15 protein-coding genes and 1 tRNA gene are annotated in these 14,246 nt (G+C 40.1%); 5 read left to right on the top strand and 11 right to left on the bottom strand.

What is annotated here, in order from left to right:
* Positions 1–7: 7 nt before the first annotated feature.
* The 10 genes from pal to IRQ78_RS12185 all read right to left on the bottom strand — a co-directional run bounded on the left by pal (position 8) and on the right by IRQ78_RS12185 (position 10,511).
* Complete coding sequence (pal, locus tag IRQ78_RS12140; RefSeq protein ID WP_054553016.1) at positions 8–550, bottom strand: peptidoglycan-associated lipoprotein Pal; 543 nt, start codon at positions 548–550, stop codon at positions 8–10.
* 34 nt (positions 551–584) lie between these two features.
* Positions 585–1,943 carry a Tol-Pal system beta propeller repeat protein TolB gene (gene tolB, locus IRQ78_RS12145; protein WP_054553015.1) on the bottom strand — a complete coding sequence of 453 codons (1,359 nt, stop codon included), beginning with the start codon at positions 1,941–1,943 and terminating at the stop codon, positions 585–587.
* Positions 1,944–1,952: 9 nt separating this feature from the next.
* Entirely contained in the window at positions 1,953–2,891 is a 939-nt protein-coding gene (gene tolA / locus IRQ78_RS12150; RefSeq protein ID WP_054553014.1) for a cell envelope integrity protein TolA, read from the bottom strand.
* Position 2,892: 1 nt separating this feature from the next.
* A complete protein-coding gene (gene tolR, locus IRQ78_RS12155) occupies positions 2,893–3,318 on the bottom strand; it encodes a protein TolR (RefSeq protein ID WP_054553013.1) in 426 nt (141 codons plus the stop codon).
* Positions 3,305–4,009, bottom strand: coding sequence for a protein TolQ (gene tolQ, locus IRQ78_RS12160; RefSeq protein ID WP_054553012.1), 705 nt, complete (start codon positions 4,007–4,009; stop codon positions 3,305–3,307). Before tolQ ends, tolR begins: the two co-directional genes overlap by 14 nt.
* Positions 4,010–5,003: 994 nt before the next feature.
* A complete protein-coding gene (gene ruvB, locus IRQ78_RS12165; protein WP_054553011.1) occupies positions 5,004–6,008 on the bottom strand; it encodes a Holliday junction branch migration DNA helicase RuvB in 1,005 nt (334 codons plus the stop codon).
* A gap of 7 nt (positions 6,009–6,015) precedes the next feature.
* Entirely contained in the window at positions 6,016–6,636 is a 621-nt protein-coding gene (gene ruvA / locus IRQ78_RS12170; protein ID WP_054553010.1) for a Holliday junction branch migration protein RuvA, read from the bottom strand.
* A 1-nt stretch (position 6,637) separates the two neighbouring features.
* Positions 6,638–7,162, bottom strand: coding sequence for a crossover junction endodeoxyribonuclease RuvC (gene ruvC, locus IRQ78_RS12175; RefSeq protein ID WP_054553009.1), 525 nt, complete (start codon positions 7,160–7,162; stop codon positions 6,638–6,640).
* 138 nt (positions 7,163–7,300) lie between these two features.
* Positions 7,301–9,802: an ABC transporter permease gene (locus IRQ78_RS12180; RefSeq protein ID WP_054553008.1), complete on the bottom strand. Its 2,502-nt coding sequence runs from the start codon at positions 9,800–9,802 to the stop codon at positions 7,301–7,303.
* Positions 9,792–10,511 (bottom strand): ABC transporter ATP-binding protein, encoded by a 720-nt coding sequence (locus IRQ78_RS12185; RefSeq protein WP_054553007.1) that lies wholly within the window; start codon positions 10,509–10,511, stop codon positions 9,792–9,794. Before IRQ78_RS12185 ends, IRQ78_RS12180 begins: the two co-directional genes overlap by 11 nt.
* On the opposite strand from IRQ78_RS12185, the gene IRQ78_RS12190 reads away from it, so the two are divergent.
* Together IRQ78_RS12190 and IRQ78_RS12195 are read left to right on the top strand one after the other, a co-directional pair.
* Positions 10,512–11,129 (top strand): arylesterase, encoded by a 618-nt coding sequence (locus IRQ78_RS12190; RefSeq protein ID WP_105174278.1) that lies wholly within the window; start codon positions 10,512–10,514, stop codon positions 11,127–11,129.
* A gap of 105 nt (positions 11,130–11,234) precedes the next feature.
* Positions 11,235–11,311 (top strand) — tRNA-Pro (locus IRQ78_RS12195).
* Positions 11,312–11,618: 307 nt separating this feature from the next.
* Here IRQ78_RS12195 and IRQ78_RS12200 read toward each other — a convergent pair.
* Entirely contained in the window at positions 11,619–12,662 is a 1,044-nt protein-coding gene (locus tag IRQ78_RS12200; RefSeq protein ID WP_194442347.1) for a hypothetical protein, read from the bottom strand.
* 140 nt (positions 12,663–12,802) lie between these two features.
* Here IRQ78_RS12200 and IRQ78_RS12205 point away from each other — a divergent pair, with 140 nt between their 5' ends.
* The 3 genes from IRQ78_RS12205 (at position 12,803) to IRQ78_RS12215 (ending at position 14,244) form a co-directional block, all read left to right on the top strand.
* The gene (locus tag IRQ78_RS12205; protein ID WP_194442348.1) at positions 12,803–13,015 is read left to right on the top strand and encodes a hypothetical protein; all 213 of its coding nucleotides are present in this window, start codon (positions 12,803–12,805) and stop codon (positions 13,013–13,015) included.
* A 75-nt stretch (positions 13,016–13,090) separates the two neighbouring features.
* Positions 13,091–13,576, top strand: a complete 486-nt coding sequence (locus IRQ78_RS12210; protein WP_194442349.1) for a hypothetical protein — start codon at positions 13,091–13,093, stop codon at positions 13,574–13,576.
* A gap of 110 nt (positions 13,577–13,686) precedes the next feature.
* Positions 13,687–14,244 carry a hypothetical protein gene (locus IRQ78_RS12215; RefSeq protein WP_228482619.1) on the top strand — a complete coding sequence of 186 codons (558 nt, stop codon included), beginning with the start codon at positions 13,687–13,689 and terminating at the stop codon, positions 14,242–14,244.
* The last annotated feature ends 2 nt before the right edge of the window (positions 14,245–14,246 follow it).

The raw sequence follows: 14,246 nt of genomic DNA on the forward strand, positions 1-14,246 counted from the left end.
CTCTTTATTAGTAAACTAATACTGCGCGACGGTTCTTCGCGAACGCTTCTTCAGTGCGAGACTTAACCATTGGCTTCTCTTCACCATAGCTCACTACTGACATTTGGCTAGCAGAAACACCTAAACTTTGTAAGTATTTTTCTACTGCTTGACCACGGTGCTCGCCTAGTGCGATGTTGTACTCAGGCGTACCGCGCTCATCAGCGTGACCTTCGATTAGTACTTTAACTGAAGGGTTTTGTACTAAGAATTCAGCGTGTGCTTGTAATAGTTCAGCATACTTGCTTTGGATTTTTGCGTTATCAAAACCAAAGTAAATGATTTGCTCTTGACGTAACGCTTCGTATTTTTCACGAAGTGCTTCTTCAGCTTGTTGCTCTGGAGTAAGCGTTGCAACTTCAACAGTATCAGTGTTGTTTGATTGCTCAACCATACCTTGGTTAGATTGGTTTGCAGCACCTTCATCAACACCTGAAGAAGAGCTACACGCCGCTAATGTCATCACTGGCACAGCAATTAGCAGGCCTTTTAAAGTTTTATTAAGTTGCATTTAATTGATTCCTATATTGAGTAAACCAGTATAATTACTGTAAATAAGGCGACCAAGCCGGTGCCTTAACTTGTCCGTCTAGCACAGGTAAGCGTGCTTTAAAGCGACCATCCATAGAAACTAACGCCAACACCTGTTTATTATTATGAAGCGTGCTGTAGATAATCATCGAGCCGTTTGGTGCGATACTCGGCGATTCATCAAGGCGTGTTCTAGTTAATACTTGGAACGCACCTGTAGCTAGCTCTTTCTTAGCAAGATGGTATTGACCGTTGGTACGGTTCACCATCACTAATTCTTTTCCGTCTGGAGAAACCGAACCTGCTAGGTTCATATCTCCGTCAAACGTCATGCGTTTTGACCTACCAGTTTGCAAATTTAACTTATAAATCTGGGCATTACCACCCCTTTCAGACGTAAACACAATATCTTGCCCATTAGGGAACCAAGATGGTTCAGTATCTATACTACGGTGATTTGTAAGGCGTCTTTCTTTGCGAGTTGCAAGGTCTAAAACATATACTTCTGTTGCACCATTGCGGTCTTTAGAGAGCACTAATAGTAGCTTTTTGCCATCAGGTGAGAACTGTGGCGCACCATTAATACCAGGGTGACTTGTGATCAGCTCACGTTTACCCGTGTATAAATCTTGAATGTAAATTTGGCTTTGACGATTTTCAAATGTTACATACGCAAGCTTAGTACCATCTGGTGACCATGCCGGTGACATTAATGGTTCTTTCGAGCGAAGTAATACTTGCTCATTAAAACCATCATAATCAGCAACGACTAACTGATAAGGCATTGCCTGATTTTCTCTCACAATAACGTAGGCAATCTTCGTTAAGAATGCACCTTTTTCGCCAGTTAAAGCTTCGTATACAACATCACTGATGCGGTGAGCGTAGCGGCGGAAACCCGTTTCAGCTATTACACTTTCTCTTGCATCAAGAATATGGTCTTGGCTTTTAACTAACTTACCGTTACTCATCATCTGTGTTTGACCACCCGTGATCTGACCACGAATAACATCAATAAGCTCATACTTAACTAAGTAACGTCCACCTGGCTGTTGTTCAACTTGACCAACAAGAACGGCTTCAACACCTTTATTAACCCATGCAGCATAGTCAACGTCAGTATCAGTTGCTGGTAATTGAGGCATTGTTGCTACATCAATAGGTTTAAATTTACCACTACGCATTAAGTCTGCTGCAATAACAGTACTTAACTTTTCAGGGATGGGGCCAACCCCATTGTATTGAAATGGCACAACCGCAATCGGACGTGCACCATCAACACCTTCGGTAATAACAATTTCTAGTGCAGCACTGGCGATGCCATGAAAGCCCAGTAATACAATAAAACATGCTGTTTTTATCTGGTTGAACATATCATTCCTTTAGAATTCTGGCTTGATTGTTAAATTAATATTTTTAAGTTGCTCAAATACGTCTTTATCAGGTGATACCGGGAGTGTATCTGCCATACGAACAGCTCGAAGCGCAGCTTCACACACTAATTTATCACCACCTAATGACTTAACTTGTGTTACTAAGCCATTAAAGCCAAGACGAATATTTACACGACATTGTTTATTCTTCATCTTTTCATCGATAAGTAAAGTTTGCTGAATACGTGCCATTATTAAGGCTTTATATTTATCGACTTCACTTACAATTTGCTGTTGACGAACTTTATTTCGTGCAGCTTGCTCAGCAGCTAACTGCTCTTGCAACATTTGCTCTTGCAATGCTTGCTGGCGTTTACGCTCGGCTTCGGCTTCTTTGCGTTTACGTTCAGCTTCTGCTTCGGCAGCTTTACGCTTACGCTCTTCTTCCGCTTTCTTTAACGCCTCTTCTTCAGCTTTGCGCTTTTCTGCTGCAGCTTTTGCTGCTGCTTCAGCTTCTTGCTTTTGCTTTTCTGCTTGTTGCGCTTTAGCACGTTCTTTTTGCTGAATTTCACGTGCTTTTTTCGCTTGTGCTTCGGCTTCTGCTTTTTCTTTCTCTTTCGCGCGGCGCTGTTGTTCTAGCTTTTTAAGACGACGGTCTTCCGCTTCACGTTGCTTACGTGCATCATTAGCACGTCGTTCGAGATCACGAAGACGCTTTGCTTCAGCTTGTTTTTTAGCTTCTTCTTGCTTTTTTAGCTCAGCAATTTTTTGTTCAACCTTTTGTTGGTCTACCGTAACTGCTGAAACAGCCTTTTCTGGCTCAGGCATAGCTGGATTCAAAGTTACTTCCATTACCTTAGGAGTAGGTAAATGAAAACTAGCTGATCCAATTAAAAAACCAATAATCCCCAGATGTAATAGAATCGATTTGATTAATGACTCACGCATACTAACCCTCAAATGATTCGGTCATTAGACCCACTGAAGGCACACCGGCATTTTTCAAAAAGTCCATGAGTAGCAGTACTTCTTGATAAGAAACACGGCCCGAACCTTTGATCATCACTGGCGTATCTGGATTCTTTTGCAGCTGAAGTTTAATCACTGCAGCAACATCCAACGCTTCCATTGGTGCTTCAGGATCTGTACCAATACTTACATAGTATTTACCTTCAGCATCAATTGACGCAATAATTGGAGGCGTATCTTTAGTATCAACAAGATCCGATTCTTCCATCTTTGGCAAATCTACTTTTACACCATGAGTAATAAGTGGCGCAGTTGCCATAAATATGATTAGTAGTACCAACATTACGTCAATGTAAGGAACTACGTTTATCTCACCTACTGGGCGACGTTTCTTACGCTGGTACATTCGCTTTAGCCTCTATTTGCGCAGCAGCTTGGCGGTGTAAAATATTGGCGAACTCTTCCATGAAGTTAATATAATTACCTTCAAGCTTTTCTACTTTGTTTGCAAAACGGTTGTAAGCAATAACAGCTGGAATTGCAGCAAATAAACCCATTGCTGTTGCGATTAGTGCTTCAGCAATACCTGGCGCTACCATTTGTAGCGTTGCTTGCTTAACTTCACCTAATGCGATAAATGCGTTCATAATACCCCACACCGTACCAAACAGGCCGATGTAAGGACTAATAGAACCCACTGTTGCTAAAAACGATAAACTTGACTCAAGCTTTTCAACTTCACGCGATAAAGCAACACGCATTGAACGGTGTGTGCCTTCCATAACAATACTTGCACTTTGTGGTGAATTTTTCTTATGACGTGCAAACTCTTTAAAACCTGCAACGAATAATGCTTCAACACCTGATGCGCCTCCAGGACGCGCTGATACTTCGTTGTATAATTTACTTAGGTCAATACCCGACCAAAACTTCTGCTCAAAGCGCTTTGCGCCATTAAGTGCATCAGAAATCGCTTTTTTACGCTGAAAGATAATTGCCCATGACATTACCGACATACCGACTAATGCCAACATTACTAGCTGGACAAGTACACTGGCTTCTAGAATAAGATCTAAAAAGTTAAGCCCTGATCCCACGTTAAACTCCTAAAATAGATTTCTATGTAATTTGTTATATTTTTTACACTTGTATTTATTGACCACAAAGGCGGCCAAAAGTTACATCTAGTGTATCTAGTCAGCTATGAACTGACAACGCTCTTGCTGTGAATTAGCGGCAAATAACGGTAAAAAGCAATTTGCTTAGTTATTTTTTAGCCATATTAGGTTTTATCAATACAATTATGCATATTTTCACCTTAATAATAAGTCACTACAGTGACACTAAAAAGCAACCAAAACAGCCAAAAACTCGGCGTTTATTCATAAATAACGCATAAACACCCAAAAGCACTTTTACGAATCTACTACAGAATACTTAAACTAATCCTGAATAAAGTTCTTAAAATTTATAAAAACCTTCCCATTCATAAACTTAAAATTAATATATTCACAATGTGAACAAAAAGAAAACAATTAAAAAATACACTAACATTAGTTTTTTTTATCTGAAAATAAAATTTTTCTAGTTTGAAGAAAAATCCATCATTGCGTATTATTTACCTATACCGAGCTAGCAACCTCATGAAAGTTTCTTTCATTAAGCTCCGTTTTTAGCAATATGAAAATTCGTATTGCACTAGGTTTGCTTAAATCTGGATAAAACCTTTTTTAAGTAGACCGTAGTTCCCTGGATTACTTCCTTCAACTTGTTGTTTGCCCGCATCCTTATGCGGGCTTTTTTTTGCCTACACAAACGTCAATGAGAATACCTATCGATATCTTAACAGCATGTGAATTACAGGTGTTAAAATGAGACAACAACCCAGTGGTAAGCGGTTAGTGGTTAGTGGTTAGTGGTTAGTGGTTAGTGGTTAGTGGTTAGTGGTTAGTGGTTAGAACAAAGTAAAACTAATATCATCTATAGCAAGCTTTTTGTTTAATTAAACAAAAATAAAACCACCCTCTCGATCAACTGATATCTAACTTCTGAAATCTAACTACTAAAAACCCCGCTTCGCGGGGTTTTTAGTTATTTTTCTGGAGTTAGCCCAAAATGTAAATAAGCGATGTCTGAAACAAGTCGTCCGCGTGGGGTGCGTTGTATAAAGCCTTGTTGAATTAAAAATGGCTCTATTACATCTTCAATGGTTTCTTTTTCTTCACCAATTGCAGCCGCTAGGTTATCAAGGCCAACGGGGCCGCCCATAAATTTTTCGATAATAGCTAACAGGTATTTTCTATCCATGTAGTCAAAACCGCTTTTATCAACATCAATCATATCGAGGGCTTGCTCTGCAACTGTGGCATTCACTTTACCGTCTGATTTCACTTGGGTGTAATCACGAACGCGGCGTAATAAACGGTTTGCTATGCGCGGTGTACCGCGTGAACGCTTGGCGATTTCTGTTGCACCTTCATCACACATGGTTAAGTCTAAAAAGCTTGCTGAACGGGCAACAATTTTTGATAAGTCTTCAACCGAATAAAATTCTAATCGCTGTACGATGCCAAAACGGTCTCTAAGTGGTGAGGTGAGTGAGCCAGCACGCGTTGTTGCGCCAATTAAAGTAAATGGCGGTAAATCAAGCTTTATTGAACGTGCTGCAGGGCCTTCACCTATCATGATATCCAGCTGATAATCTTCCATTGCTGGATACAAAATCTCTTCGACTTGCGGGCTCAAACGGTGAATTTCGTCAATAAACAGTACGTCACCTTCTTCAAGGTTCGTTAAAAGTGCGGCTAAATCCCCTGCTTTTTCAAGCACTGGCCCCGACGTTGTTTTAATATTAACGTTAAGCTCGTTGGCAACAATGTTTGCAAGTGTGGTTTTACCAAGACCCGGTGGACCAAATATTAATAAGTGATCCAGCGCTTCGCCACGATGGCGAGCAGCCTCAATAAAAATTTCCATTTGCTGCTTAACATGCGGCTGGCCTGTGTAATCGGTTAACAGTTTTGGTCGTATGGCACGATCAACACTGTCTTCGTTACTTTGTTCACTCGCATCTATTAAGCGATCTGCTTCAATCATGGTTTACTCACAACATTGATTTTAGAGCTTCTTTAATTAGAACCTCAGTCGTCATATCTGGTTTGTTCACTGTTTTAACCGCTTTTTGTGCTTGCGGTAGCTTATAGCCTAATGCCACAAGTGCTGATACAGCATCATCAGCAGCATTATTTGCCACTAGGGTATCATCACTTGATGGCTCAATGACGGCATTATCGCTAAATGGTGTAAATAAGTCATTACCCCAATTTTTAAGCCGGTCTTTCATTTCGAGCACTAAACGCTCAGCCGTTTTTTTACCAACGCCCGGCAGTTTGACCAATGTGGTCGCATCTTCATTGTTTACACAGCTTACAAATTGCTGCGCCGACATACCCGATAAAATAGCTAGACCAAGCTTTGGCCCTACACCATTAGCTTTTAAAAGCTCTCTAAATAAAGCGCGTTCGGTTTTGTTGTTAAAGCCAAATAATAGCTGGGCATCTTCACGTACCACAAAATGGGTATAAATAATCGCTTGCTCACCCACTGCCGGTAAATCATAAAAGCAAGTCATGGGCATTTGCACTTCGTAGCCTACACCACTTACTTCGATAAGAATTTCTGGTGGCTGCTTTTCAACAAGTAAGCCATTTAATCGACCAATCATATTACTTCCTTAATCGTCCTCTTACGGTTTTGCTCGCACTGCCCGCAAGTTTTATTAAATTTTGTTCTGAGTGTGCATGACAAATAGCAATTGCTAAAGCATCTGCGGCATCGGCTTGAGGGGTACCTGGCAGCTTTAAAATGTTTTTAACCATATGCTGTACTTGAGACTTATCGGCTCCGCCATTGCCTACAACGGCCTGCTTAATTTGCCTAGCTGAATATTCATAAACTGGCAGCTCTGCCATTGAAGCACCAACGATAGCAGCGCCACGTGCTTGACCGAGTTTAAGCGCTGAGTCTGGGTTGTGTGCCATAAACACTTTTTCGATAGCAAAACTATCTGGTGAGAATTGCTCTACCAATTGACTGATCCCTTGGTAAATCATTTTTAAGCGTATCGGAAAATCGTGATCGGCCAATTTAATGCAGCCACTGCCTAAATAAGTGAACTTAGCCCCTTGGTGAGCAATCACGCCGTACCCTGTTAATCGTGAACCAGGATCAATCCCTAAAATAATCGCCAACTAACTGACTCGTCTATTATCATTATTATCTGCGGTTAATAATGCCAGAGCACTGTATAAATTACCAGTAACCAATTGCAATTCATAAAAAATGCCCGCAATTGCGAGCATTTTATAGTCAACCTTTAATTAAGACATTTACGCGAGCGAGCGTAATAAGCCTTGGGTATTTTTTCGCATTGTGCGGGCTATCATCAAATAACCTAAACATGCCACAAATAAGCCCCCGACTGCTGGGCCAATAACCCAAATATGAGGGTGGAACTTACCTGCTAAATCGAACATTTGTTTTTGCACTATTAACAGAGCGATGTCACTGACAATGGCAGCGACTAAACCTGCAGTAACGCCTAATAATAAAAACTCATATAAGGTGGCATTTTTAATTAAGCGCCCTTTCGCACCTAAAGTTCGCAAAATAACAATCTCTTGCATTCGCTCACCCAAACTTGCTTGTACTTGTGAAATAAGTACTAAAGCGCCACAGGCAACCACAATCGCTAGTACAAAGCCAATCGCTAACGATACTTGCTCTATGGTTGAGCGAATTTGTTTAATGAAGCTTTCAACATCTATCACGTTAACCGTTGGGTATTGACGCATTAGCTCATTAAACTCACGTTTTTTCTCTGCTTTTACATTCACTGAAGAAATATAAGTAGCCGGGAAACTCGCTAGCACATCAGGGCTTAAAATAATAAAGAAGTTAGGTTTAAGCGTGGTCCAATTAACCTTACGTACACTGGTAATTTTTGCGTCAAACGACTGCGCGCCAATTAAGAAAGTAAGCGTATCGCCTATTTTTACATCAAGGCGCTCAAGCATCGACTCTTCGACCGATGCCTCGGCTACTGAGTCTTCACTAAACCATGTACCGTCGATAAGCTCGTTTTGATTTGGTAAGTCTTTACGCCAAGTTAGGTTTAACTCACGGCCAATACCAGAGCGGGCTTCTTCGTCTTTCTTTTCGTTGTCTTCTTGCGATACTTCGCGGGCAACCAACTCACCATTTACGGCATTTACACGGCCACGAACAACCGGATAGAAATCAGACGTTGGCATATCGTTTTGCGCTAAGAAGCTAGTAATAGGCTCTAACTCTTGCTCAGTAATGTTCACTAAAAATGAATTAGGGGCATTTTCAGGAAGCTGCGACTGCCAATCCGAAATCATGTCGTTCTTAAGTACAATTAAAAACAGTAATAGCTTGATAGCCAAAGCAAAGCTAATTAATTGTACCGCATTCACATTGGCACGCTTTTGAATTGACGCAATCGCCAATGACCAACTGTTGCCCGGGCTTAAACCAAGTTTGCGGCCACCACCAAAAATAACCTTTGATAAACCAAATAACACCGCAATTAAAAATGCCGTCGAAAGGAATAAAATTGCACTAATTTTGAGGTTGTTACTAAATAACCACATCAGTAAAAACACAGTAAGCGCCGACATAGTAAGGTGCACTTTACTTACTAATAAACGGTCGCCTAAGTTACGGCGAAGCACACGGAGCGGCGGAATATCAAATAAATCGAGTAGCGGTTTAATCGAAAACATTACCGCACAAATCACACCCGTGCTAATCGCAATGATCCAAGGTTTTGCCGATGCACTTGGCAGTGCTGAACCCATGGTTTGTGCTAAATAATCAGTGGCAATCGCTTGTAAACCATAACCAATCAGTAAACCGACTATCACCGACATTGAACATACAAGGCTCAAATGTAATAAATAGATTTTACGGATCATAGCGCGGCTACCGCCAAGCGTTTTCATCATAGCAACTGGGTCGTACTGACGCTCACAATAACGTTTTGCCGATACCGCAATAGCAACGGCAGCTAAAATAATCCCAAGTAAACCAGCTAGCAATAAATAGCTTTCGGCACGATTTAAACTATTAGAAATAGGTGACTGGCGATCTTTAACACCATACCAACGCTGGTTTTCTTTCATTTGTGGTTTTAACCAAGCATAAAAGGTATCTAAGTTGTCTTTGTCGCCAGCATAAAGTTGGCGGTAAAACACCCGGCTGCCCGGCTGAATTACCTCGGTTACAGCAATGTCTGCTTCATTGATCAAGATCCGCTGGCTGCTCGAAAACACATTAAACGGCGCATCTGGCTCTTCAGCTACAACATGACTAGCCGTAAACGTAGCTGCGCCAAGCTCTACTTTATCGCCCACTTTAATATTCAGCGCATAAAACACCGATTCACTTAACCATACTTCACCACGGCTTGGGATCTCGGTTGTTACTTCTGGTTGGCCAGTCAGGCTGGTTTTTACTTTTAACTCACCTTTTAACGGATAAGTGTTTGATACCGCTTTAACCGAGCCAAGCTGCATTTCGTCACCGGCAAATAACATGGTATCGAAGTAGGTTATTTTTGCGGTGCGTAAGTTTTCTTGGTTGGCTTGTTCTAAAAACTCAGCAGGTAAAGTATGGTTACTTGCTAAAACGCGATCAGCGGCAATAAAGGCACTGCTTTTTTCTTCAATACTTTGACCAATTCGGTCGGTAACCATAGACAGTGTTAAAACAGTGAGAACAGCTAAGGCTATTGCTGCACTGATCACTGTTAATTCGCCACGCTTAAACTCACGTGAAAACAGTTTTAGTGCTAATTTAGCCCACATTCGCTTGCACTCCTTCGTTTTCTTTAACAGTTACTAGCTGCCCTGCTTCAATATGTAAAATTTGCTGGCACTTTTGTGCAAGCTGCTCATCATGGGTTACTAAAATAAGTGTCGTGCCGTGCTCTTTATTTAGTTCAAATAATAAAGACTCAATTAATTTACCGTTTTTGCTATCAAGGTTTGCTGATGGTTCATCGGCAAATAAGATTTTCGGTGTGCCTATAAATGCACGAGCAATTGCTACACGTTGCTGCTCACCACCAGATAATTGCGATGGGTAATGACCCACACGATGGCTTAAGCCTACTTTTTCAAGTAGCTCTAGGGCTTGTTGTTTAGCGTCTTTGCTTCCTGCAAGTTCAGCGGGAAGCATTACGTTTTCAAGGGCTGTTAAGCTTTGTACAAGCATAAAAGACTGAAATACAAAACCTACTTTTTCAGCGCGAAGTGCTGCGCGTGCTTCTTCATCTAATTCGTGTAATGCGGCTCCATCTAAATGGATACTACCACCGGTAGATTGGTCAAGGCCGGCCAATAAACTCAATAAAGTAGACTTACCCGAACCTGAGGTGCCTACTACAGCAACTGAGTCGCCCGACTTGACATTAAAGCTGATGTCACTGAGGATGGTCAGGTCGCCCTCAACCGTGGTGACCGTTTTAGAAAGTCCTTTAACTTGAATGATGTTTAATTGAGAAAGCGCTGACATATGATGCATCCAATCCTACGTTTTATATTCGTTTTACTGTTAGTAATCAAACCACTTACGGCAGCAGCTGACAACACAATTTTAATTTTAGGTGACAGTTTAAGCGCCGCTTACGGTCTTAAACAAGAGCAAGGCTGGGTTAAATTGTTACAAGATAAGTACGATGAAAAAGACCAATCTGTATACCTAGTAAACGCCAGTATTAGCGGTGAAACCACAGGCGGTGCTCTAAGGCGACTCGACGCGTTACTGAGCGAATTTGAACCCACTCATGTACTCATTGAGCTTGGCGGAAACGATGGTTTACGAGGTTTCCCTATTAAACGCCTGCAAGCTAACTTACGTGATTTAATTGCAAAAAGCCAAAAAATTGGGGCGAAAACCGCCATAATGGAAGTACAAATTCCACCAAACTATGGCCCGCGTTATACCAAACTTTTCACCGATAGCTTTAAAACCATTGCCGATGAAACAGATTCTGAGCTCATGCCCTTTTTCATGCTTAGTATTGCAGGCCGTCCAGAACTTATGCAAAACGATAACTTGCACCCTAATGCCGATGCTCAACCATTAATACGCGACTTTATGTACAAAACGATCAACGATTGGCTAGATTAACCTCTAGCCCATTGATTTAATATGGATTACCTGAACAATAAACAAGCAATCAAACTGCGGGGATATTGATTTTTATAAAAAAAGCCGTACTATGGCTTGCAACGTCGGCATATAGCGCAGCTTGGTAGCGCACTGTCATGGGGTGTCAGGGGTCGCAGGTTCAAATCCTGCTATGCCGACCATCATTTCCCCTTTTATATCAATGACATAAATCATTCTAATTTGTATATTAGCAATTTCTAATTTGTATTATTTTTGTATTATTTTTGTATTATTCTTTTCTCGCAAGCCACATTCTTCCCTATACCTCAGATTATTTAATTTAATGTTATCATTACAAACTTGATCGATTTTGCTAATGGGGGTTTAACTCCTTGAAAAAGCACCTTTAGGCTGTACTAGGCTTGTAGGTACCTTGCTCAAAGGGTCTAATCGACTCCAGTTCAACTATAGATGTGAACCAAAAAGGAGCCTGAATAGCGCTTTAAACTAAAGCTTATAGCACTTTTTATCAGGTATACCTAAAAGCCTTAACATTTCATTTTTTACACTCATTAGTTCATGTGCTGGAAGTGAGTTTGGTGCCTTATGAAATATACTATATCCATCAGCATACGTTTCTCTGTAATTATCATATACATCAGATGTATAGCTGTTCATAAAGTGTGTATTAGGTTTACTCTCTAAGCTATTGAATAACTCTAAGAGTTGTTCTTGGTTTTTTTGATCTTCTTTTTGACGCCCATAGAAATAATCTATTTCTTCTGAATACCTTTCTGAGCTTTCATCTAGCAGTCCATGATAACCAGGACAAAATACATAATCCGTAGATACAGCTATCATTAATAATGCTAGTTTGGTTTTATCGTTTTTATGCTCTGAGAATCTTGTAGATAAATTTAACAAATTAAAGAAGGCAGTTTCATTACGATCTTTTGTCTCATTGATTTTTGCAGGGGCAACGATCAAATCTGGCTTTAGTTCGTCAAAATATTGTTCTGCAATCATAAAGTTCATATCAAGAAATACAAAGTCGTAGTTACTTATAATAGGCTTTATTGCTTTAGGAGAGGATGAATAAGGGAAATCTACCAAATCATTTGTAAAAGCTGCCTTATTTATGCTTTCTACTTGAATCGTTCTTGGAAATGGATAGTTCTTTTTAACAGACATCTCGCCAAACATTGCACTTCCATTTCGATCCGATATTACTAAAACTTCATACCCATCTGCCATAAGAGCAATACTTATATCAATTGTAAGTAGAGTATGTCCAGCCCCTCCTTGGCCACCATAAAAGCTAACTAATTTACCTAATTTGCCTTGTTTATTTGGTGGGTAAGGTAAACCATGCTTCAAACAAAATAGCTCTAATGTCGCTGGGGGTATTCTCAAGCTGCTACTTGCTGATAGCGGAGCTTCGTATCTTTGCCATAACCTTAGGTTCTTATAAACACTATCAGCTGCTTGTTGACTTGATAACCCTAATTTTTTACGTAACTCTCTTAAGTTTTCTGGTGTTATTTGGTTCATTTGCTACGTCCTTTTAATCTAACAATAGCCAAATACGAATCTTAGGACGTAATTTGTATCATAGGACGTAAATCTTTTCACTTTTTACCTTACAAAATCACTTGTATCTTTTCCTCAACGAAAACAACAGGAAATACCAAATGCAAAACAACAAAGCGCTACAACTAAAAAACGAACTAGATAAAAATATTTATCAAGCAGAAGCAGCAATCAATGCACTGTGTATTGAAGACCACTTTGAAGCTCTAGATAAAGATACCCTCGCAGGCATGCTATGGACGCTATCTGAAAAAATAGAAAAGATAAAACGAAGTGTGAGGAAAATTTCAATATCTAAAAGCCCACTAAATTAGCGGGTTTAGTTTACTATTTCGTCAAATATTGCTAAAGATGGGAGTTATCAAAATGCATTTAAATAAGGAAGCCAGATGCGCTATACACTTTTTTTAACCCTACCATTAATTTTATCAGCCTGTGCCAACGTTAATATGGTTCCACATGATGTTGCTGAGGTCGATTTTGATGCACCTGAAGGTAAAACTGGCTGGTCACAATATCAACACGTTGAGACGTTCAGAGGTTATACAGAAGAGCAAGTTTATGAAGCAGCAAAGGTTGCATTAGGAAGCGCAGGATTCTCGCTCAGAATGGCTGATAAAACTAAAGGAACTGTAATTGGTGAGCATGGAATGACCGCCCATGATTGGAATGTAATTGCAGGGATCTACTTCAAACATGAGGATAATGGAACTAAAGTAAAAGTCATTGCTGAAGGCTCAAAAGACATTGGTTTGAGTGGCGATGTTACTTCTGACGGTTGGACAGGAAAAATATTACGAGCAATGCGACAATATTTAAACGAAACACATCAAACAATCTTAAAAGTTAATAAAAAAGATATAGAAAAAACTTAACAAGAATCAAAATAGGAACGGAAATATCTTCATTAATTTTTTACACTGATCGTGAACAAGCCTTAGTTGCAACTGATAGTTTAGCAGTTGATGGTTCTGGGGCACCACATATGTTCACTTCAAAGGCTAGTTACATTCCTCACTTAAAAACCATAATAGCAGGTACTGGAGCCGGTGGCTTTGCAAATAAATGGTTATATGATGCGACCAATAGAATGGTTATTAAAGGAATTAGAAACCTTGACTACCACACTCCAGAAGCACTAAGAAAACTTTGGCAAGAATATAAAGTAGAATTCTCTTTACCCGAGGATTTTACAACCACTGTTTATCAGTTTGGTGTCTGTGAAAAAAGCGGTGAAATCGTCTCATTTGCATATCGTTCTACAAACAACTTTGAATCCGAACAATTACAATATGGTACAGCAGCAAAACCAGAATGCAGTATACCCGAAGGCAATTTAATTGAACATTTGCCGCAAATAATGCAAGAACAACGTATTATTCAAAGCAATAAACCGAAAAGTGAACGTGTGTATATCGGTGGTGAAATTTTTGCCTACTATTTAACTTCTGAAGGCTGTAACTGCATAAATGTCGGTCCCTTCGATGATTTCGAAGAGCAAGAACAACAAATCTCTGATAACTTCATCACCAATAATGCGTAATA

The organism is Pseudoalteromonas simplex, from assembly GCF_015278155.1.
In the GTDB taxonomy this organism is placed as follows: Bacteria; Pseudomonadota; Gammaproteobacteria; order Enterobacterales; family Alteromonadaceae; genus Pseudoalteromonas; species Pseudoalteromonas simplex.